Source organism: Methylovirgula ligni (assembly GCF_004135935.1).
GTDB lineage: Bacteria > Pseudomonadota > Alphaproteobacteria > Rhizobiales > Beijerinckiaceae > Methylovirgula > Methylovirgula ligni.
Window position 1 is genome coordinate 3,044,817 of the sequence record NZ_CP025086.1, and the last position, 19,950, is coordinate 3,064,766.

17 protein-coding genes and 1 pseudogene are annotated in these 19,950 nt (G+C 62.2%); 9 read left to right on the plus strand and 9 right to left on the minus strand.

Translation table 11 applies throughout. The annotated features are described in order from the left end of the window. Nucleotides 1-63 precede the first annotated feature (63 nt). The 3 genes from CWB41_RS14720 to CWB41_RS14730 are packed head-to-tail and all read right to left on the minus strand — an operon-like array spanning nucleotide 64 to nucleotide 2,603. Nucleotides 64-1,458, minus strand: coding sequence for an ATP-binding protein (locus tag CWB41_RS14720; protein ID WP_115836226.1), 1,395 nt, complete (start codon nucleotides 1,456-1,458; stop codon nucleotides 64-66). Further along, on the minus strand, nucleotides 1,458-2,177 hold the full coding sequence (locus CWB41_RS14725; RefSeq protein WP_115836225.1) for a response regulator transcription factor: 720 nt from the start codon (nucleotides 2,175-2,177) through the stop codon (nucleotides 1,458-1,460). The genes CWB41_RS14720 and CWB41_RS14725 overlap by 1 nt, the downstream gene beginning before the upstream one ends. Nucleotides 2,178-2,231: 54 nt before the next feature. Then, nucleotides 2,232-2,603 carry a PepSY domain-containing protein gene (locus tag CWB41_RS14730; protein ID WP_165204384.1) on the minus strand — a complete coding sequence of 124 codons (372 nt, stop codon included), beginning with the start codon at nucleotides 2,601-2,603 and terminating at the stop codon, nucleotides 2,232-2,234. A 302-nt stretch (nucleotides 2,604-2,905) separates the two neighbouring features. Here CWB41_RS14730 and CWB41_RS14735 point away from each other — a divergent pair, with 302 nt between their 5' ends. Both CWB41_RS14735 and CWB41_RS14740 read left to right on the plus strand, forming a co-directional pair. Next, the gene (locus CWB41_RS14735) at nucleotides 2,906-3,508 is read left to right on the plus strand and encodes a TadE/TadG family type IV pilus assembly protein (protein ID WP_115836223.1); all 603 of its coding nucleotides are present in this window, start codon (nucleotides 2,906-2,908) and stop codon (nucleotides 3,506-3,508) included. 56 nt (nucleotides 3,509-3,564) lie between these two features. Continuing rightward, nucleotides 3,565-4,092: a TadE/TadG family type IV pilus assembly protein gene (locus CWB41_RS14740; protein ID WP_165204387.1), complete on the plus strand. Its 528-nt coding sequence runs from the start codon at nucleotides 3,565-3,567 to the stop codon at nucleotides 4,090-4,092. Between the two features lie 153 nt (nucleotides 4,093-4,245). Here CWB41_RS14740 and CWB41_RS14745 read toward each other — a convergent pair whose 3' ends face one another. Together CWB41_RS14745 and CWB41_RS14750 are read right to left on the minus strand one after the other, a co-directional pair. Next, nucleotides 4,246-5,904 carry a TadE/TadG family type IV pilus assembly protein gene (locus tag CWB41_RS14745; RefSeq protein ID WP_115836221.1) on the minus strand — a complete coding sequence of 553 codons (1,659 nt, stop codon included), beginning with the start codon at nucleotides 5,902-5,904 and terminating at the stop codon, nucleotides 4,246-4,248. Between the two features lie 310 nt (nucleotides 5,905-6,214). Then, nucleotides 6,215-6,727, minus strand: a pseudogene (locus CWB41_RS14750) (YcgN family cysteine cluster protein); the annotation flags it as partial. A 95-nt stretch (nucleotides 6,728-6,822) separates the two neighbouring features. Here CWB41_RS14750 and CWB41_RS14755 point away from each other — a divergent pair. The 3 genes from CWB41_RS14755 (at nucleotide 6,823) to CWB41_RS14765 (ending at nucleotide 10,271) form a co-directional block, all read left to right on the plus strand. Continuing rightward, nucleotides 6,823-9,021: a transglycosylase domain-containing protein gene (locus CWB41_RS14755; protein WP_245411230.1), complete on the plus strand. Its 2,199-nt coding sequence runs from the start codon at nucleotides 6,823-6,825 to the stop codon at nucleotides 9,019-9,021. Nucleotides 9,022-9,111: 90 nt separating this feature from the next. Then, complete coding sequence (locus tag CWB41_RS14760; RefSeq protein ID WP_115836219.1) at nucleotides 9,112-9,687, plus strand: DUF1214 domain-containing protein; 576 nt, start codon at nucleotides 9,112-9,114, stop codon at nucleotides 9,685-9,687. Continuing rightward, nucleotides 9,684-10,271 (plus strand): DUF1254 domain-containing protein, encoded by a 588-nt coding sequence (locus CWB41_RS14765; protein ID WP_115836218.1) that lies wholly within the window; start codon nucleotides 9,684-9,686, stop codon nucleotides 10,269-10,271. Before CWB41_RS14760 ends, CWB41_RS14765 begins: the two co-directional genes overlap by 4 nt. On the opposite strand, the gene CWB41_RS14770 is transcribed toward CWB41_RS14765, so the two are convergent. Continuing rightward, nucleotides 10,272-10,469, minus strand: coding sequence for a hypothetical protein (locus tag CWB41_RS14770; RefSeq protein WP_129396517.1), 198 nt, complete (start codon nucleotides 10,467-10,469; stop codon nucleotides 10,272-10,274). Nucleotides 10,470-10,623: 154 nt separating this feature from the next. After that, nucleotides 10,624-10,965 carry a DUF1491 family protein gene (locus CWB41_RS14775; RefSeq protein ID WP_115836216.1) on the minus strand — a complete coding sequence of 114 codons (342 nt, stop codon included), beginning with the start codon at nucleotides 10,963-10,965 and terminating at the stop codon, nucleotides 10,624-10,626. 94 nt (nucleotides 10,966-11,059) lie between these two features. Between CWB41_RS14775 and CWB41_RS14780 the strand changes: the two genes are divergently transcribed. The 3 genes from CWB41_RS14780 (at nucleotide 11,060) to CWB41_RS14790 (ending at nucleotide 16,105) form a co-directional block, all read left to right on the plus strand. Beyond that, nucleotides 11,060-12,679: an inorganic phosphate transporter gene (locus CWB41_RS14780; protein ID WP_115836406.1), complete on the plus strand. Its 1,620-nt coding sequence runs from the start codon at nucleotides 11,060-11,062 to the stop codon at nucleotides 12,677-12,679. 168 nt (nucleotides 12,680-12,847) lie between these two features. After that, nucleotides 12,848-14,233: a M20/M25/M40 family metallo-hydrolase gene (locus CWB41_RS14785; RefSeq protein WP_115836215.1), complete on the plus strand. Its 1,386-nt coding sequence runs from the start codon at nucleotides 12,848-12,850 to the stop codon at nucleotides 14,231-14,233. Between the two features lie 186 nt (nucleotides 14,234-14,419). After that, nucleotides 14,420-16,105 (plus strand): formate--tetrahydrofolate ligase, encoded by a 1,686-nt coding sequence (locus CWB41_RS14790; protein ID WP_115836214.1) that lies wholly within the window; start codon nucleotides 14,420-14,422, stop codon nucleotides 16,103-16,105. Nucleotides 16,106-16,149: 44 nt separating this feature from the next. On the opposite strand, the gene murJ is transcribed toward CWB41_RS14790, so the two are convergent. Next, entirely contained in the window at nucleotides 16,150-17,721 is a 1,572-nt protein-coding gene (gene murJ, locus CWB41_RS14795) for a murein biosynthesis integral membrane protein MurJ (RefSeq protein WP_115836213.1), read from the minus strand. A gap of 255 nt (nucleotides 17,722-17,976) precedes the next feature. Beyond that, on the minus strand, nucleotides 17,977-18,576 hold the full coding sequence (locus CWB41_RS14800) for a superoxide dismutase (protein WP_115836212.1): 600 nt from the start codon (nucleotides 18,574-18,576) through the stop codon (nucleotides 17,977-17,979). A 256-nt stretch (nucleotides 18,577-18,832) separates the two neighbouring features. On the opposite strand from CWB41_RS14800, the gene CWB41_RS14805 reads away from it, so the two are divergent. Then, entirely contained in the window at nucleotides 18,833-19,795 is a 963-nt protein-coding gene (locus CWB41_RS14805) for a hypothetical protein (protein WP_115836211.1), read from the plus strand. The last annotated feature ends 155 nt before the right edge of the window (nucleotides 19,796-19,950 follow it).

Consider the following 19,950-nt stretch of genomic DNA (forward strand, 5'->3'; position numbering starts at 1 on the left):
GCCGCCAAAAGCTGATATTTCGTTATGTAAATGAGGGAGTTAAGGCTTCTCTCTCAGGAACAGTCAGGCTGCGGCGGGCAATTCCAGCTCGGCGCGCAAGCCACCCGCCGGGCTGGCGTCGAGGCGGAGCGCGCCGCCATAGAGCGCCGCGAGATCGACAACGATTGAAAGACCGAGGCCGGAGCCCGGACGCGTCTCGTCAAGACGGCGGCCGCGCCGCATCGCCGCCTCGCGCAATTCCGGCGCGAGACCGACGCCATCGTCATCGATTGTGACACGAAAGAATTGCTTGCCGCCTATATTTGCAGTGGGGATCGGCACGGCAGTGATCGTCACCTGATGGCGCGCCCATTTGCCGGCGTTGTCGACAAGGTTGCCGATCATTTCCTCAAGATCCTGCTGCTCGCCGCGGAAGCGGATTTGCGGCGCGACATCGGCGGAAAAGACAATGCCGCGGTCGCGGTAGATTTTCTCGAAGGTGCGCACGAGACCCGCCGCCACGGGCGCAACCTCCGCCATGTTGCCGATGGCGCCGACCCGCACGGCGGCGCGGGCGCGGTCGAGATAATAAGTCACCTGATCGCGCATGATCGCCGCCTGCTCGCGCACCTTGTCGGACAACAGGCTCTTTTCGGTGTCCGCCTCGTTGATGATGACGCTGAGCGGCGTTTTCAGCGCGTGGGCGAGGTTGCCGACCTGCGTGCGGGCGCGCTCGACCACCTCCCGGTTGGCATCGAGCAGAAGATTAAGCTCGCCGGCAAGCGGCGCGATATCCTGCGGAAATTCGCCGCCAATCCTTTCGCCCTGCCCGCGCCGGATGGCCGCCACGCCTTCGCGCAAGCGCCAGAGCGGTTCAAGGCTGTAGCGCATCTGCAGCGCCGCGGAGCCGACGAGAGCCGCAGCCAGCAGCGTGAAGGTGACGATCAGCGCAAGCTCGAAACCGGCGACCTCCGCCTCCATCGGCGCGGTGGTCGCCGCGACCTGGACGAGATAGATGCCCTCGTCGCCGGTATCGATGGTGCGCTCGACGATGCGCAGGAGCTTGTCGTCCGGACCCTTCACATAGCCGCTGCGCGCGCCGCCAACTCCGGCGGGCACGCCGGTCGCCGCGAGCTGCGGCAGCCGCGCGGCAAAGAGCGAACGCGAGCTCTGGATGTTCGGCTCGGCACCATCGAGCCGCGTGATCTGCCAATACCAGCCAGAGAGCGGAATTTCGAATTGCGGTTCACCAAGCTCGAACGGCTGGGACCGGTTCTCCTCGCTCGGCGAGGCGATGTCGGCGACGAGCGCGCGCAGATAGAAGCCGAGCCGCTCGTCGAACCGCGTCTCCGCCGATTTGCGATAAAGCGCCGAAAGGCCGATGCCGGCGATGAGCAGAATAATCGAGCTGAGCACGGCCGCGGAAACGAAAAGCCGCGTGGCGATCGACCAGGTTCGCGGATTGAGGTTGACGCGCATCAGGAGTTTTTCAGAGCGCCCGCATCCGGCTTGCCGGTCTTGCCGGGGGACTGTCCGTTTTCCGGCGCCGCGACGACATAGCCGAGGCCGCGCATGGTCTGGATAATGTCGATCCCGAGCTTCTTGCGCAGCCGCCCGACGAAAACCTCGATGGTGTTGGAATCGCGGTCGAAGTCCTGATCGTAAAGATGCTCGACCAGTTCTGTGCGTGAAACGACGCGGCCGGCATGATGCATCAAATAGGACAGGAGCCGGTACTCGTGCGAGGTGAGCTTGATTTGATTGCCATCGACCAGCACGCGGCCGGAGCGTGTATCGAGCCGCACCGGCCCGCAGGTCAATTCGCTTGAGGCATGGCCGGTTGCGCGCCGCAGCAAAGCCCGCAGGCGCGCCAGGACCTCTTCAATGTGAAAGGGCTTGGCGACATAATCATCGGCTCCGACGTCGAAGCCCTGAACCTTGTCGCTCCAACGGTCGCGCGCAGTGAGAATGAGCACCGGCGTTGTCCGGCCCGCCGCCCGCCAGTCCTTGAGCACCGCAATGCCGTCCTTCTTCGGCAATCCGAGATCGAGCACGATGGCGTCGTAGGACTCGGTGTCCCCGAGAAACCAGCCCTCCTCGCCATCGTAGGCGCGGTCGACGGCATAGCCGGCCTGCACCAGCGCCGTGGCGATCTGGCGATTGAGATCCTTGTCATCTTCGACAACGAGAAGCCGCAAAATTCCGCTCCTTAAGCACCGGTCACCTAGCGCGCATTTAATTCATATATTTGTTCACTTCGCGTTCTTGACGCTGAGAATCTGTCCCGTCACGGCATTGGTGAACACATGGATCACCCGCCCTGTAGGGCGTAAGAGGCTAATTTCATAGATATATTGCTCTTTATGGCGGCATAGCCTAACGCCCAGCGCCTCGGCTTGAAAGCGGTTCGCCGCGCCGATCAGCAGCCCGAATGGCTCGGCCAGCTTGCGTGCGGCGATCTCGCGCCGTGTCTGAGCCGCCGAATAGCACTCGTGTTCCGACTGTGGGGGACGATGTTCCGACTGTGGAGGATGAGTCGCGGCGGCGATCCGCGTGCTGGCGGCGTGTGCGGCGCCAACGGAATGCGCACTCCCGGCCGCCATCGCTGGGAAGCCGGCGAGCAAGAAGACAGCGAGTGCAGGGCCGGCGTGCCGCATCGGGTCGAGACTCGCTTCAACGCGGTGAATGCGCGATGAACATCTGGTGCTCGCGGGAAGCTATACATTCGGGCTTTGACTTTGCAAGCCTGCCGCCCAGCCAGCGCCTCACGGCAATAGCGAATAACCTTTCGCGGGCAAAGAAAATACGCCTCCGTAACGGTTCGTTTACCCCTAACCCGGCATCTACGTAACCATTAGGCAATGTCCGTCCGATACTTTCCGTCAGGAGACAAAACATCCTGAACGACGCTGACGGATCCCTGGCGATGCTCCCTCGCTCCGATCAAAACCCGCAACCGCGCTTTCGCTGGCTGAAATTGCCGGTACGGTTCGCGCGCGACAAGCGCGCCGCAACCGCGGTCGAATTCGGTTTGGTCGCGCTGCCGCTCTTCGCCATCATCTTCGCGGCGCTGCAAGCCGCGATCGTCCTGATGGCGGAACAGGAACTGGAAACCGCCGCCGAACAAGCCGGCCGGCTCGTCATGACCAATCAGGTGTCGAGCACCGTCGGCGCGACGAACGCGAGTGGTGCTTCCATCTATCAGAGTCAGGCTCAATTCACGAAGCAGGTCTGCAGCTTTCTCGTCGCGCTGTTCAACTGCTCGAACGTAATGGTCAACATGCAGACAGCCAGTTCGTGGACCACGGCGAATACCGCGGCGCCCAGCTACGCGACGCTTCAAACCAATACCTGGACCTACCAGACCGGAAGCCATACCCAGGCCAACACCGATATCGTCGTTCTTCAAGTCATGTACGAATGGCCGGTTTTCGGCAACTTTCTTGGCTTCAATCTCGCCAATCTGGCGAACGGCAAACGCCTTTTGATGGCGACGTCGGTATTTATGAACGAGCCCGCGCAACAATGATGTTCCAGCGCTTTCGATACAATGGACTGAGGCGTCTGGCCTCCCACGAGCGGGGAGTGGCAGCGGTCGAATTCGCACTGACGCTCCCGGTCCTGCTCTTCGTATTCGTCGGTGTGACACAGGTTGGCCAGGCCGTATCGATCAGCCGCAAGGTGACGATGACCGCGCGTACCGTCACCGATCTGGCAACAAGAACTCAGTCACTCACGACATCCAGTCTCAACTCGATTCTTCAGGCATCGACGGCGGTTATCGCTCCCTATCCCTCGAGCACGCTGAGCATTATTGTCTCGGAGGTCTCAACCGATTCAAACGGCAATGCGACAGTGGACTGGAGCGGCGCGTGGCCGAACAACAGCAACGCTTTGACGCAAGGGGCGCCCTTCACGCTGCCGAGTTCCCTCGCAGGCGATTGCATCACGGTCATCTACGGCCAGGTCAGCTACGGCTATACGCCCGTTCTGGGCTATAAGGTCATCGGCCCTATCACCCTCAAAGACAGTATTTACCTCTACCCGCGTATGAGCGAACGCGTCACCTACGCGGGTACGACCAATACCTACCCGACCTGCCCCGCTACCTGATCGCTAGATACTGCGGGCGGACAACGCGAGGCGGCAGGACGTTGCGCCTCTGCCTCCACCGCGGCTACCGCGCGTCAGTGCTTATATTCAAGGCTTCAAAATCTTGCGCTCGCGCCAGTTTTAGCGCGCCGCCCGACCGATTGCGTCAATAAACTATTGCGCCAGATAGACATTCGCTGTTGCCGCGAGAAAAAGCTGCTGCAGCGCGGCGCCGATGTCCTGGTCCGTCGTGACTTTGGCGAAAAGGTCCGGCGAGGAGGCGCAAGCCTGCAACGCGGTCTGGATATTGGGACTTGGCGCCGGACTGGTGTTGTTATCTATCGGCGCAACATTGGAGGTATAGAAGCTATTGCTGGGAAGCGCCGAGTAGTCGAGATACAGCACGGCGATCCGGATCGGCAGACCGCTGGCGCTCACCCTATTTTTGATGGCGGTGCATTTCGTCGTATCGATGACCGAAATATTGCGCGAGCTGGCTTGCGTGTCATTCACGCCGTCGGTGATGAGCATCAAAACCTCCTGCGGCGTGTCCGTGCCCGCGTTGGTTCCGCTGCCAGGCGTCGGCATGAGCGAGTTGATGCTGGTCATGGCCGTGTTGAGAGCCGTGCTGCCGTCGTTATTGCTGCAGGTCTGCGCGTATTGTGAGGTTGTCGATGAGGTCTGGTTGGTCCCCGTCAGATAGCCGTTATCGAACATCTGCAGCATCTGGATGTTCCCCGCGGCGGTCGAAGCGGTGGACATGTCCTGTGGCGTCATGGAAGAGCCCCCCGAGATATAATGCAGCGGCGAATTTCCCGACTTGCATGGGGAGCCCGTCCAATCCGTATCGAACGTGGCGACCGACATGTTGTAGGTCGCCGCGTTCTTCGCAGCGACCTGGAGTGCATAAGGCCCCAATTGCGTGATGGCGTTGCGTAGGTTGTCGATACGAAGCGTCAGGCCAAGCACACATTCTGCATAGGTGTAGTCGTCGACATATCCCGGATTCTTGGCGGTTCCTGCCGTGTAGTACGTAAGTGTGGTCGTTTTGTTTCCGCTTTTTATCGAGGCGGTCTTCGAGACCATTCCGATGCACGAGGAAGTGCCCGGCAGCACCCACTTGCTATAATCGGATTCATGGCAGGCGAAGGCGCAGCCGCTCTCGTTGTCACCGCCGGTTCCCGAGCCAGACGAAGTTGCGGTGTACATCGAACTGATTCCGGCCGACGTGGCCGGAATGGCCATCGAAGGCGATGAATCCGCGAGGATGTAAAAATTGATGTTCGGCGCCATAGCGACCTCGGCCACGACGCCTCCAGCGGGCGTGCCGATCCCGATCGTTTTCAGGTTCAGGATATTGCCGAACGCATTGTTCGAATCCGCCGTATAGACAACTTGCGTCTTTCGCGGGCTCGTCTGCGCCGTCGTATTATCAACGACGGTCACAGTGCCGTTGAAGTTGCTGATGCCCGGAACCGTCGCGGCGAGCGAGTTGAACATCGTCTGCGCCCTGGCCTGAGCCTGGGTCTGGTTCAGCCCCAGACCAGGTATCGCCGAAAATGAGGGCGGATTGCCGGACTGCGTAACCGTGGAAAGCGCGACGGCATCGGCAATCGCGTCCAGCTTGGCCTTGCGTCGCGTCGCCGACGTATAATCGATCGCCATGCCGACGGCGAACATGATGGGGATGGAGCAAATGGCGAAAATCATCGCCACATTGCCGCGCCGGTCGGCGGTGAAACGCGGCAGATGCCCCCGCACATGCCAGATGAAAGCGCCGGCAAGCGTGCGGCCGGCCCGCAAAATCGGGTTCGTATCAAAATGTTTGGTCACGGGCAGAGATCCCTGAAAACAAACTGCCCGCTTACGTAAGTGACGATTGGTAAAAACTTCCGCTAGTTAATAGTAGAGTTCCAGAGGATCGGCGCCGGCGACCGCGCCCGGCAATGCCGCGTCGTAAAATTTATATTGTAAATCAAAGTCTTGTGCGAATAACCTCGTGTGCTTTCCATCCAAGGTCTTTTTGGCCCATCGAAGTCCAGTCGATATTCTAGTGAACAAAGAGCTACCGGGATTCTTGAATCTGCGGGCGGCCCGGGGCTTTGCGCGTGGATTTACCAGGGGCGGACTTGGCCGCCGTCCCCGGAACCGGCCGCGCCCGCGCCCCGCGCGGCGATTTTCCCGGCCAACTGACGATGTGCCCGGCATAGTCGTCGATCTTGAGATCGGTCTCGGTCAGGCTGACGCGGCCGCGCACCGAAATCCCCGCCTCATGCACCGTCTCCGGCGAGCCGGAGACGAGCGGATGCCACCACGCCAGACGCCGCCCCTCCGCCCGCAGCCGGTAGGCGCAGGTCGGCGGCAGCCAGGCGAGAGACGTGGCGAGATCGGGCGTGAGCTTCAGGCAATCGCGGACTTTCCGCCGGCGGTGGGCATAGTCGGAACAGCGGCACGTCGTGACGTCGAGCAAGCGGCAGGCGATCTCGGTGAAGTAGATGCGGCCGGTGTCCTCGTCCTCGAGCTTGACGAGGCAGCAGCGCCCGCAGCCATCGCACAGGCTCTCCCATTCCGCCGGTGTCAGCGCCTCAAGCGGCTTCTCGTCCCAATAGGGCGTCTCCGCCATGCTGTTGCCGCGACGGCGTGGTTCATGACTCATGATCAAAGCCTTTGCTGGGGCGCCTCACACGATTGCTGGACGGCGCCGGAAATTGCAACTATTCCGGTCTGAATTCGCACGAAGGCCAAAGCGGTATGAACCTGTTCGACCGGCTGCGCTCATCGAGCCTTTACAAGAGGGCCTCCCGCGCCTTCCTTGAACTCGACGCCTTTTTCGATTCCTCGCTTTTCGAATCCGGCGAGAGGTCGCGCAACGCCTATTCCGCATTCATCACCGTCATGGACCGGCTGCACGTCTCCGGCTGGCGCCGGCTGCTGGTCGAAATGGCCTGCGAAGGCTCGAACATCGCCCTCGGCATCGGGATCGTCGCGCTCTTTTTCGCCATCCCCGCCTTCGAGGACACCTCCGGCGCGGACTGGCTGAAAAAGGAAGATCTCGCCGTCACCTTCCTCGACAGCTACGGCCAAGTGGTCGGGCGGCGCGGCATCAAGCATGACGATTCCGTACCGATCGAGCAGATGCCTAAATATCTGATCGACGCGGTGATCGCCACAGAAGACCGGAGGTTTTTCGAGCATATCGGCATTGATTTCGTCGGCGTCTTCCGCGCTCTCATGGTCGATGCCAAGGCCAATGGCGTCGTCCAGGGCGGCTCCTCGCTGACCCAGCAGCTTGCCAAGAATATCTTCCTCTCCAATGAGCGCACGCTCACCCGCAAGGTCAAGGAGGCCTATCTCGCGCTCTGGCTCGAAGGCCATCTGACCAAGCGCCAAATCCTCCAGCTCTACCTCGACCGCGTCTATATGGGCGGCGGCACGTTCGGGATTCAGGCCGCCTCGCAATTCTATTTCGGCAAATCGGTGCGCGACGTGAGCCTGGCGGAAGCGGCGATGCTTGCCGGATTGTTCAAGGCGCCGACCAAATATGCCCCGCACATCAACCTGCCCGCCGCGCGTGCCCGCGCCAACGAGGTGCTCAACAATCTGGTCGACGCCGGCTATCTGACGGAAGGTCAGATCTATGCGGCGGTCCGCAATCCGGCGACCCCGGTGCCGCGCGGCCAGACCTATTCGCCCGACTGGTATATGGACTGGGCCTATAACGAGGTGCGCCAGCTCGCCGAGGCGGGCAAGCTCGGCAACAATCGCGTGCTGACCGTGCGCACGGCGCTTGATTCCAACCTGCAGAAATACGCCGACGACACGATCGCCGACCAGCTCCGCGAATACGGCCCGAGCTATCATGTCAAACAATCGGCGATGGTCATCCTCGACCCCTCGACCGGCGCCGTGCGCACCATCGTCGGCGGCCAGGATTATGGCGAGAGCCAGTTCAACCGCGCCGTCGACGCCATGCGTCAGCCCGGCTCCTCGTTCAAGCCGATCGTCTATCTGACGGCTTTGCTCACCGGCAACTTCCATCCGGACACGATCGTGGTCGACGAGCCGGTTTGTATCGGCAATTGGTGTCCGCACAATTTCGGCAACAAATATTACGGCAGGGTCCCGCTTATCACCGCGCTGACGCATTCGCTCAATACGGTTGCGGTGCGGCTGTCGATCGCCATCGGCGCAGCGGACTCGATGCCGGGGCACAACAACGTCTTTGAGGAAGCCAAGCGCGGCCGCGCCAAGATCATCGAGACCGCCCGCAAGATGGGAATTTATACGCCGCTGCCTGATACGGTCTCGCTGCCGATCGGCGCCGACGACGTCAACGTGATCGAAATGTCCAGCGCCTACGCGACCTTCGCCAACGGCGGCAAGCGGGTCACGCCCTATGCGGCGGTCGAAATCTATAACAGCAAAGGCGACCTCATCTACAGCCACGACCGCGATGCGCCGGCGCCGAAGCAGGTGTTCGATAAGGCGAAGATCATCGACATGGTGACGATGATGCGCAATGTCGTGCAGGACGGCACCGCGCAGCGGGCCAAGCTGGACAATGTCGATATCGCCGGCAAAACCGGCACGACCAACGGCTTCAAGGACGCCTGGTTCAACGGTTATTCCGGCAACTTCGTCGGCACGATCTGGTTTGGCAATGACGACGATACGCCCACCAACAACATGACTGGCGGCTCGCTGCCGGCGATGACCTGGCATCTGATCATGGCCTATGCCCATCAGGGCGTAGAGCTTAAACCGCTGCCGGGCGGCCCCCCGCCCGCGGTCGCGCAAAAGGCCACGGTGGCCGCAGCGGACAATTCGGGTCCGACGCCGCCGCGCCATCCCGCGGCGCTGTCGCATCGCTCGGCCGACGTTCTGGCTGGCATCGATACTGTGGCGCGCACCATCGCCGGCAACCGGGAGAACGCGCCGCAGCCGCAATAAATCCCATACAATGTAACCGATTCCCATGAGCGCGGGATTTATGCGAAAATCGATAGCTGCTTCGGCGGTCTGCTCTGGAGGCCCGGCGCGTTGACCCTCATCAAATTCCTTCTCACCGCGCTTGCGGGAATTGTGCTGGGGTTTTTCGTCACCGCGCGCGTGCTCGATCACGGCATCGGCTTCGACACCGCCCGTGCCGGCCCCTGGCTCGGTCAGCCGAAGAGCGGAACGATGGATATCGATCCCTATGCCAATGCCATTATCGCCCGTACGGCGGAATTGCCGCTCGGCAGCGCCGAGGGGCTGACTTTCATCGCCCGGACGGACAGCGACGGCGCGTCCTTGCGGCCGGAATGCGAGTACACGGTCAGCGGTACCGTCCCGCCGACGCGCTATTGGACGCTGACCCTCGTGTCGCCGAAAGGCTTTTTGATCGACAACAGCGCGAAAAGATTCGGCTTCACCTCGGCGGAAGTCGTCCGCGCCGCGGATGGAACATTCACGATCGCCGTTGCCCGCACCGCGCGGCCCGGCAATTGGCTGCCAGTCGGCGAGGCGAAACACTATGCGTTGATGCTGCGCCTCTATGACACTTTGCTCGATTTCGGGACGACGAAGGTCAGTGCCGGGGCGCTGCCAAAAATCCAGCGTGGCGGGTGCGCATGACTTTCAGCGACCGCTTCTTCGGCCTGCTTCTTTATGTGACCGGCGCGGTCTTCGTCGCCGGGCTGGTGCATATCGTCGCCATTCTCGTCATGCCGCAGGTCGCGCCGCGTGACGCCTATACGCGGCTGGTCGCCCTTGCCAAACCCGGCCAGATGACGCTCCTGCCCCGCACGCTGCCCGGGCATCAGTTGACGCCCTTCGCAGACCCTGCCGTGGCGCAGGCGGTCTGCCTTTACGATCTCGCCAACGGGCCGCTGCACCTGCACGCCGATCTGCCCGGCAACCGGCTGCTGACGGTTTCGTTCCGAACGCGGACGGGTCAGGTTTTCTATTCGATGACCGATCGCGCCTCGCTGCACGGGACGATCGATGTGCGGATCATGACGCAGGCGCAGCTCGATGCAGAGCAAGAGAATGACGGCGACGACAACGATCAGCCGTTGAAGGAATTGCGCCTCGTTGCCCCGGATGCAAAAGGTTTCGTGCTCGTCAATGCCCTGTCGACCTATCCGAGCGAGCGCGCCGATGCGGAGGCCGAGGTCAAATCCGTTTCCTGCGCGCCGGAGACCCTCGCACAGGATTGATCAGTGCGGCGCCAGTTCGCGGCGGACCGGCTGGCGTTTATCGTCGGGCCTGTGGTTACGCGCGGTCCGGTCGTCGACATAATCTTCCATCCGCACGTAGCGCACGCCGGTAAAGAATAGAATTTCCGCCCCTTCAGTACGGGACACATCGCGGCGCGATACGCGGGGCTGCACCCTGAAAGCCAACAGCTCGCCCATAGGTTCGACCTCCTGCGGCCGGGCGTCCGTCATCGATCTCCGCATCCGCGCCCGAGCGCATAGGTCAGCCTCACCGGGGCATGGTTAACGCTTTCTCAACGCGGCTTGGCGGATCTGGAAAAAAGGGCCGGCGTTGCGCGGCCGCTACAATAGCTCACGCGTTTGGCGCGAGATCGAGAAAATTGCGGCCAAGCCGATCCTCGACTTCCACAATCCAGAGATCGACATCGAATTCGAGTTCGCGCTTCAACCGCGCTTCAATCTTGGCCGGATCGAGCCACGCCTCTTTGTAAAGCGGGACGAAGAGCCGATCGCCCTCGCTGAACGCGCTTTGCGGCGCCGGGCCGAACAGAGCCGCCTGCCCGTCGAGGCGATCGATCTTGACGAAAACCGTGCCCGCCTCCGCCGCGCCGCGCCGCCGCAGATAAGCCGCCGCACCTTCCACGCCGCAACGCCGCAAATAGGCCGATACCCACAGATCGCTTCGCAATCGCATCAAAGTTTCCACATCGGTCGTTTACCTCGGGCTTTGTCACATAACTGTTATGCAGTTCGGTTTGGTTAGCGCCGCCGTTAGGAGGATGCGCGCCATGACTTCCCTTTCATCCGTTGATACCGCCCCGCAACACACCCGAGGTCCGGCCCCAAAGCTCGATCACCCGATCGATATGAAGGCCGTGATTGTTTTTCTTACCATTATTGGCTGCGGCCTGCTGTTCGCCGCCTACAACGTTCACAACGACGTCGAGACGACCGGCACAATCGTTAAAAGCGCCGCGCCCTTCCTTCTCCTCGGCGTCGCGCTGGTGATCGCCCTCGGCTTCGAATTCGTCAACGGTTTCCATGACACGGCCAACGCGGTCGCGACCGTCATCTATACCCGCTCGCTGCCGGCGCAACTCGCCGTGGTCTGGTCGGGCTTCTTCAACTTCCTCGGCGTTCTGACCTCCACCGGCGCCGTCGCCTTCGGCATCGTTTCGCTGTTGCCGGTCGAACTGATCCTGCAGGTCGGCTCTGACGCCGGCTTCGCCATGGTCTTCGCCATGCTGATCGCGGCGATCATCTGGAACCTCGGGACCTGGTGGCTTGGCCTGCCGGCTTCGAGCTCGCATACGCTGATCGGCTCGATCATCGGCGTCGGCATCGCCAACGCTCTCATGCGCGGCCGCGACGGCACCTCCGGCGTCGATTGGGGCAAGGCCACGGAAATCGGCTATGCGCTGCTGCTGTCGCCGCTTGTCGGCTTCGTCTGCTCGGCGCTCCTGCTCCTCGCCTTCAAGGCGCTGATCAAGAACAAGGATCTGTTCAAGGAGCCGAAGAACGACCAGCCGCCGCCCCCGTGGATTCGCGGCCTGCTGGTGCTCACCTGCACCGGCGTCTCCTTCGCGCATGGCTCGAACGATGGTCAGAAGGGCATGGGTCTCATCATGCTCATCCTGATCGGCACCGTGCCGACGGCCTATGCGCTGAACCGCGCCGTGCCGGCCCATCACGTCGAGACGTTTATTACGACCTCCAACGCCGCGGCGAAAGTCGTCGACGCCAAGGCGAGCGGCTACGATGTTATCGGCAATCCCCGCCCCGCGGTGACAGCCTATATCGCGCAGCATGAGCTGAACGAAGGCACCTATCCGTCGCTCGCGGCGCTGATCCAGGACATCTCCAAGCAGGTCAAGACCTATGGCTCGCTGTCCAAAGTGCCGGCGGACCAGGTGTCGAACACCCGAAATGATATGTATCTGGCCTCTGAAGCGATCCGCGTCCTCAGCAAGGACAAGGCAAGCGATCTCTCGGCCAGCGATGTCAAGACGCTGACGGCCTACAAGAAAGAACTCGATCTTTCGACCAAGTTCATTCCCATCTGGGTGAAGATCTGCGTCGCGCTGGCGCTCGGCCTTGGTACGATGATCGGCTGGAAGCGGATTGTCGTCACCGTCGGCGAGAAGATCGGCAAGGAGCATCTGAACTACGGTCAGGGCGCCGCCGCCGAACTCGTCGCGATGGGAACGATCTTTGCCGCTGACAACTTCGGCCTGCCGGTTTCGACCACGCACGTCCTCTCGTCCGGCATCGCCGGCACGATGGCGGCGAACGGTTCGGGCCTGCAGCTTGCGACGCTGCGCAATATCGTGATGGCCTGGGTCCTGACCCTGCCCTGCGCGATCGCGCTGTCGGCGTCGCTCTACTGGATCTTCCGCCACATTTTCTAAGCACCAAAAACATTTTGAACCGTAAAGCCGGCCCTGCCCCCAGGGCCGGCTTTTTTATTTGCCGCTTACTTGACGCGGACACGCCCGCTCTTGCCGCCCGGCCGCCAAACGACTAAGCCGCCCTCAAGGGAATAGATTCCCCCGCAATTCCCTGTTTGAGGAGGCTGAATGGCACAGCTCGACGCTGCGCTGGCGCGGATCGACGCCGATCAGGACGCGGCGCTGAAGCGCCTTTTCGCTCTCGTTGCGATCCCGTCGGTTTCAACCGACCCCGCCTATGCGGGCGCCTGCCTGACGGCGGCGGAATGGCTCAAGGGCGAGCTTGCCGGCATCGGCTTCGAAGCCGAAGTGCGGCCGACCGCAGGCCATCCGATGGTTGTCGCCCATGCTAAAGCCGGACGGCCAGGGGCGCCGCATGTTCTCTTCTACGGCCATTATGACGTCCAGCCGCCGGACCCGCTCGACCTCTGGCAGACGCCGCCCTTCGAGCCGCGGCTCGCCGAAGCGCCGACCGGTCCGCAGCTCGTCGGCCGCGGCACTTCCGACGACAAGGGCCAGTTGATGACCTTCGTCGAGGCCTGCCGCGCGCTCCGCGCAACCGGGCCGCTGCCCTGTGACATCACCATTCTCTTCGAGGGCGAGGAGGAATCGGGGTCGCGCTCCCTGCCCGCCTTCCTCGCCGCGAACAAGGCCGAACTCCACGCTGATGTCGCGCTGATCTGCGATACGGGCATGCTCGACCGCACGACACCCGCCGTCACCACCATGCTGCGCGGCATCGTGACGGAAGAACTCGTCATCAAGAGCGCGGACCGCGACCTTCATTCCGGTCTGTTCGGCGGCGCGGCAGTCAATCCGATCCATGTGCTGGCCAGGATCATCGCCGATCTGCATGATGCCGATGGGCGTGTGACGCTGCCGGGCTTCTACGACGGCGTTGCCGAATTGCCGGAAGAGATCGCCGCGCAATGGCGCGACATCGGTTTCGACGGCGCGCAATTCCTGAAGGACGTCGGGCTGTCCGTCCCGGCCGGCGAAAAAGACCGCAGCGTGCTCGAAATGCTCTGGTCGCGGCCGACCTGCGACGTTAACGGCATCACCGGCGGCTATACCGGCAAGGGCTTCAAGACCGTACTGCCGGCACAGGCGAGCGCCAAAATCTCCTTCCGTCTCGTCGGTGCCCAAGACCCGCAGCAGATCGACGCGAGTTTCCGCGCCTTCGTCAAAGCCCGCCTGCCGGCCGACTGCCGCGTCGAATTTGTCGCGCATGGCGGCTCGGAGGCGCTGCAATTGCCGCTGGAGTCGCAGGCGCTGACCCGCGCCCGTGCGGCCTTGAATGACGAATGGGGCAAAGAGCCGGTGCTGATCGGCAGCGGCGGTTCGATTCCCATCGTCGGCGCCTTCCGCCGCGACCTTGGCATGGAAAGCCTGATGATCGGCTTTGGCCTCGAGGACGACCGCATTCACTCGCCGAACGAGAAATACGAATTGTCCTCGTTCCACAAAGGCGCGCGAAGCTGGGTTCGCATCCTGACGGCGCTCGGCGCGGCGTGAGAGCAACTTATGCTGCGCCGCCACCGGCAATAGTGCGCTGCCGCAGAGCGATCTGCGGCAAGTTGGACATTGACCTTTTGGCGGCTTGACGGCAGGACCACGCTTCGCCGAGGAAGACCCAAGCTTCCCAACCCTTCAGCAACTTGCGCGGATTGAACCAGCGCGAGGCAAACCCGAGGGACTCCCATGCCGACCGACATCGAGATCGCCCGCGCCGCCAAACTTGAGCCAATTCTGAAGATTGCCGAGAAGATCGGCATTCCGGCCGATGCGCTCGAACCTTATGGCACCAAGATCGCCAAGGTCGATCTCGACTTCCTCGCGCGGGCGCAGGAGAGTGCCAAGAGCCGGCCGAAGTCGAAGCTCATCCTCGTCACTGCCATCAACCCGACCGCTGCGGGCGAAGGCAAGACGACAACGTCGGTCGGCCTCGCCGACGCGCTGCGCGTCATCGGCAAAAAAAGCGTCGTTGCGCTGCGCGAGCCCTCGCTCGGCCCCTGCTTCGGCATGAAGGGCGGTGCCGCCGGCGGCGGCTATGCGCAGGTCGTGCCGATGGAGGCGATCAACCTGCATTTCACCGGCGACTTCCACGCCATTTCCGCCGCGCATAATCTGCTCGCGGCGATGATCGACAATCACATCTATTGGGGCAACGCGCCGGCGATCGACTCGCGCCGTGTCGCGCTCCGCCGTGTCGTCGACATGAACGACCGTGCTTTGCGCCAGATCGTCGTCTCGCTGGGCGGCGTCGCCAACGGCTACCCGCGCGAGAACGGTTTCGACATCACTGTCGCCTCGGAAGTCATGGCGATCTTCTGCCTCGCCCGCAACCTTCAGGATTTGCAGGAGCGGCTCGGCAAGATCGTCATCGCCTACGGGCCGGACAAGAAGCCGATCACGGCGGAAGACCTGAAGGCCGCCGGCGCGATGACCGTCCTGCTCAAGGACGCCTTGATGCCGAACCTCGTCCAGACGCTCGAAGGCACCCCCGCTTTCATCCACGGCGGCCCCTTCGCCAATATCGCGCATGGCTGCAATTCGGTGATCGCAACGACCGCGGGCCTGGCGCTCTCCGATTACACCGTGACCGAAGCAGGCTTCGGCGCCGATCTCGGCGCGGAGAAATTCCTCGACATCAAGTGCCGCAAGGCGGGCCTCGCGCCGTCCGCGGCGGTGATCGTTGCCACCCTGCGCGCGCTGAAAGCCCAAGGCGGTGTCGCCAAGGCCGATCTCGGCAAGGAAAACCATGCGGCGGTGAAGGCGGGCCTCGCCAATCTCGGCCGCCACGTCTCCAATGTGCGCAAGTTCGGCCTGCCGGTCGTCGTCGCCATCAACCATTTCGGCGGCGACAACGAGAGCGAACTCGAGATCATCGCCAAGACCTCGCGCGACGAATTCGGCGCCGAGGCGATCGTCTGCAAGCACTGGGCTGAGGGCGGCAAGGGCGCGGCCAAGCTCGCCGAAAAGGTCGTCGAGCTTGCCGAGTCCGGCAAGGCCAATTTCCATGTGCTCTATCCGGACGAGCTGTCGCTGACCGAGAAGATGCGCAAGATCGCGCAGGAGATTTACGGCGCGAAGGACATTTCGATCGAGCCGGCCGCCAAGAAGCAGATCGCCGACATCGAGGCGCTCGGCTTCGGCCACCTGCCCGTCTGTGTGGCCAAGACGCAATATTCCTTCTCGACCGACCCGACCAAGCTCGGCGCGCCGACAGACTTTACCGTTCCAGTGCGCGAAGTGCGCCTCTCGGCCGGCGCCGGCTTCGTCGTGATGATCACCGGCGAGATCATGACCATGCCCGGCCTGCCGAAAGTGCCGGCGGCGGTGAACATCAAGCTCGATGACAAGGGCCAGATCGAGGGACTGTTCTAATAAGCGTCATTGCGAGGCGCGCCAGCGCCGAAGCAATCCAGATATCAAAGTAATTCTGGATTGTTTCGCCTTTGGCTCGCGATGACTCCGCCTTTTCGCCGCAACTGCACGCCGGTTGCGAACAGCCCGGCGCCCAGCACGACGCCGTAGACGATTGCCCCGGATACAAGCAACAGGACGAGTTCCGCCTCAGTTTGGAAGCGCGGCAGGCGGGCGCAAAATTCCGCCACCGGCCATGTCGCCGCGAGTGCGAACAGCGCGAGGGCGAAGGAAGCAACCGAGGTCGCCGCCGCGCTCTTGCCGAAGACCCAATCGAGACGCATCAGCCCGCGCTGGCTCCCGAGCCCCATTAATAGCAGCAGGTTGATCCATGCTCCGGTGGCCGTCGCCGCCGCGAGGCCGACCGCGCCGAAAGAACGGAACAACAGCACCTTCAAAGCGACATTGACGCCGACCGCGAAGAGCGAAATCAGCATCGGCGTCCTGGTGTCGCCGACGGATTGAAAGCTTGCGACCGCCCCACGGATCAGCACGATCGGAATCATGCCGAAACCATAGGCGGTGAGCACCGCTGCCGCCGCCAGAGCATCATGCTCCGTGAACGCGCCATGCATGAAGACGCCGCGCATGATGATCTCGGGGATCATGATGAAGGCGACGAAGCATGGCGCGGCGATTGCGGCAGAAAGCGCCAACGTCCGGTTCTGCGCATAATAGGCGCCCGCTTCATCGCCCGCCGCGAGACGGCGGCTCATCTCCGGCAGCAGCACGGTGCCTGCGGCAATGCCAACGACGCCGATCGGCAATTGATAGATGCGATCGGCATAATAGATCGACGAGACACCGCCGGTCGGCAGCATCGAGCCGATGATCGTGTCGGCGAAGAGCGCGAGTTGTACCCCGGCCGCGCCGATCACTGCTGGGCCAAGCACGACGAAGAAATGTTTGACGTCCGCATTCCAGACATCCCGCACCAAACGCTCATGCAGGCCGATGCGATGCAGCGCCCAGAACGTCACCAGAAATTGCGCGACGCCCGACACCGTAACACCGACGGCCGCGGCGACGCCCGCGCTCGGAAACAGAAAGGCGACCGCGAGGAAAAGGATCATCACCACATTGAGCAGGACCGGCGCGAAGGCGGCGGCGTTGAAATGCTCCAGCGCGTTCAGCGTGCCCGATTGCAACGTGACGAGCGTGATGAAGAGCAGATAGGGAAAGGTGATCCGCGTCAGCGTGATCGCCAGCGCGAATTTCTGCGGATCGGCGCGAAAGCCCGGCGCGAGCAGATCGATGAGCTGCGGCATGAACAGAAACGCCAGCGCGAGCAGCACGATCTGCGAGGCAAGCAGGAGCGTGAAAATCTGGCTGGCGAACTGCCGTCCGGCCTCCGGCCCGTGCTTGGACAGGATCTGCGAATAGCAAGGCACATAGGCGGCATTGAACGCGCCCTCGCCGAAGATCGCGCGAAAGTGGTTCGGCAGGCGGAAGGCGACGACAAAGGCATCGGCGTTGAGGCCCGCGCCGAGCACGGCGGCGAGCATCACGTCGCGGACGAATCCTGTCGCGCGCGACAGGAGTGTCAGCATCGCGACAGAGAAAAGGTTTTTATACATTCAGGCGTCCGCCCGGAGCGGGATGCGAAAAAGTGTGGGCGGTTTTTCGCACAAATCCCGCTCTAGATTTCTGGAATCGATGCGAATCGCGCGCGACCACGATCTTTGCATTTCGCCGCCAAGTCAAAAGCCAAGGGATCTCGGGGCGTTCACCCCAGAAAGGAAAGGCCGGCCAGGCACTTAGACAAGTACCCGGCCGACCTTTTATCGCCGCAATTGAGCGGCGCAATGGCATAGCTCGAAACGCGGAGGGGCTTACGCCACCCCGGCCTCGAAGCGCTCGGCCACGTATTCCCAGTTGACGAGGTGATCGACAACAGCCTGCAGGTAATCGAGACGGCGGTTGCGGTAATCGATGTAATAGGAATGTTCCCAGACATCGATCCCGAGGAGCGGTATCGCGCCGTGGATCAGCGGATTTTCGCCATTCGGGGTCTTCAGCACTTCGATTTTGCCGTCTTTCAGCGCGAACCAGGTCCAGCCGGAGCCGAATTGGGTGACGCCGCCCTGGATCAACTGCTTCTTCGCCTCCTCGACGGAGCCGAAGGATTCGATGAGCGCACGTTCGAGTTTGCCGGGAATGGCGCCGCCGCCGTTGGGCTTCAGCCATTGCCAGAAGAGCGTGTGGTTATAGGCCTGCGCCGCATTGTTGAAGAGCGCGGGATTCTTGCCGTGCGATTCTTTGACGATTTCCGCCAAAGGTTTGTCGGCAAGCGGACTATCCTTCAGCAGATTGTTGGCCGTGTCGACATAGGCCTTGTGGTGCTTGTCGTGGTGATATTCGAGGGTTTCGCGCGACATATAGGGCTGCAGCGCGTCATAGGCATAGGTCAGGGGCGGAAGCGTGAGAGCCATATCTACTCCTTATAGGCTTTCAGATAGAATAGTTTGCGCGCAGCCGCGTAAGCCCGCCACGGGGAGCAGTCGCGGCCGCCCGTATCACTTAGGAAGGCGAGGCAGCACGGCAACCTTATACTTGGCAAAGGCGAGGCCAGGAAGCGCGGGGGCGCTCGGTTGCGCGTTATCTATAGCACAACGCTTGCGAGGTAATATAATTGAACGTGCGGCGGATCGGGTCCAATCGGCGTCAACAAGCGCAAAGGGATAAGTCATGAAATATGCGCTCCTCATCCTCGGCGGTCTGCTGATCGTGGTTGGCGGTTATTTCCTTTTCACCGGATCGCACATCGTCGCGTCCGAGCGCGGCTGGTCGAGCGTTATCGCGGGTACGACCGCTCTGACGGGCGGTATCATCACGCTCGCGCTTGCCGGCGTGGTCAAGGGCCTCGAGGATTTGAAACAGATTCTGGCCAACGCCGCGCGGCCTGAGGCTGCCGTTGGGATCGCTGCGGAAGAGCCGGCAACGCTCGAAACGGCCATCGAAATGTTGATCGCGCCCAATCTCGGCCCCGCGCCCGCTGGCGTGGAGGCGGCACCGCCGACCGAAGCCGAGGTTCCGGTTCCGGCGCCGGAGAGCCCGGCCACCGCCGCCGATATTGCGAACCCCTTGATCAGGGAGCGGCCGCGTTTCACTCGAGAGTTCGCCCCACAATCCACCCCTGCGGAACCCGCTCCGGCCATCGCCGAACTGCGCCGCCGCGTCGCGGAAGATCTGATCCTCGATTGGCCGGGCATCAACTTGCCGCCGCTCTCACCGACGCGGGAGCCGTCGCCGATCGCGGAGGAGCCGGTCGAGGAAGCAGTCGACCTGGACAGCCCGCCGCCGCTTCATTTCGATCATCTCGGTGAGGACTACGCACACACCGGCGCCGAGGGCGCGTCGAGCGAATACGCCGCCGAGGAATATGCGGCGGAAGAATACGCAACAGAGGAATATGCCGCGGAGGAAGAGCCCGAAGCGGAGCTGGCGCTCCCGCCCCAGGCATCGGCCGCCTCTCCCGAATCCGGTGGGCCGCCGCCCGCGACGGCTGCGGAGCCGAAAGCGATCGGACGTTATGAAGCGGCCGGCATTCTCTATGTGATGTTTTCGGATGGATCAATCGAAGCGCAGTCCCCCCAGGGTACCCACCGCTACAAGTCAATGGCCGATCTCAAAGCGTCTTTCCAGTCCTAGACTTAGGCGACGTTGGCAATATTGACACACAGCAGTGTAGCCGCAGCTCGACTGGCGGATCGCAAAGTTTTTTGTGAAAGTCTAGAAATCCAAGACTTCCACTACTTGCCTAAGGGAAGATTTCATCTTATCACCGTAGTCGATAAGGGAAATCT

What these genes read in the sequence shown, in the direction of transcription:
- CWB41_RS14805 (WP_115836211.1), top strand. Translation starts at nt 18,833, where the DNA reads ATGAAATATGCGCTCCTCATCCTCGGCGGTCTGCTGATCGTGGTTGGC.
- CWB41_RS14755 (WP_245411230.1), top strand. Translation starts at nt 6,823, where the DNA reads ATGAACCTGTTCGACCGGCTGCGCTCATCGAGCCTTTACAAGAGGGCC.
- CWB41_RS14780 (WP_115836406.1), top strand. Translation starts at nt 11,060, where the DNA reads ATGACTTCCCTTTCATCCGTTGATACCGCCCCGCAACACACCCGAGGT.
- CWB41_RS14720 (WP_115836226.1), bottom strand. Translation starts at nt 1,458, where the DNA reads ATGCGCGTCAACCTCAATCCGCGAACCTGGTCGATCGCCACGCGGCTT.
- CWB41_RS14735 (WP_115836223.1), top strand. Translation starts at nt 2,906, where the DNA reads ATGCTCCCTCGCTCCGATCAAAACCCGCAACCGCGCTTTCGCTGGCTG.
- CWB41_RS14800 (WP_115836212.1), bottom strand. Translation starts at nt 18,576, where the DNA reads ATGGCTCTCACGCTTCCGCCCCTGACCTATGCCTATGACGCGCTGCAG.
- CWB41_RS14765 (WP_115836218.1), top strand. Translation starts at nt 9,684, where the DNA reads ATGACTTTCAGCGACCGCTTCTTCGGCCTGCTTCTTTATGTGACCGGC.
- CWB41_RS14790 (WP_115836214.1), top strand. Translation starts at nt 14,420, where the DNA reads ATGCCGACCGACATCGAGATCGCCCGCGCCGCCAAACTTGAGCCAATT.
- CWB41_RS14785 (WP_115836215.1), top strand. Translation starts at nt 12,848, where the DNA reads ATGGCACAGCTCGACGCTGCGCTGGCGCGGATCGACGCCGATCAGGAC.
- CWB41_RS14775 (WP_115836216.1), bottom strand. Translation starts at nt 10,965, where the DNA reads ATGCGATTGCGAAGCGATCTGTGGGTATCGGCCTATTTGCGGCGTTGC.
- murJ (WP_115836213.1), bottom strand. Translation starts at nt 17,721, where the DNA reads ATGTATAAAAACCTTTTCTCTGTCGCGATGCTGACACTCCTGTCGCGC.
- CWB41_RS14770 (WP_129396517.1), bottom strand. Translation starts at nt 10,469, where the DNA reads ATGGGCGAGCTGTTGGCTTTCAGGGTGCAGCCCCGCGTATCGCGCCGC.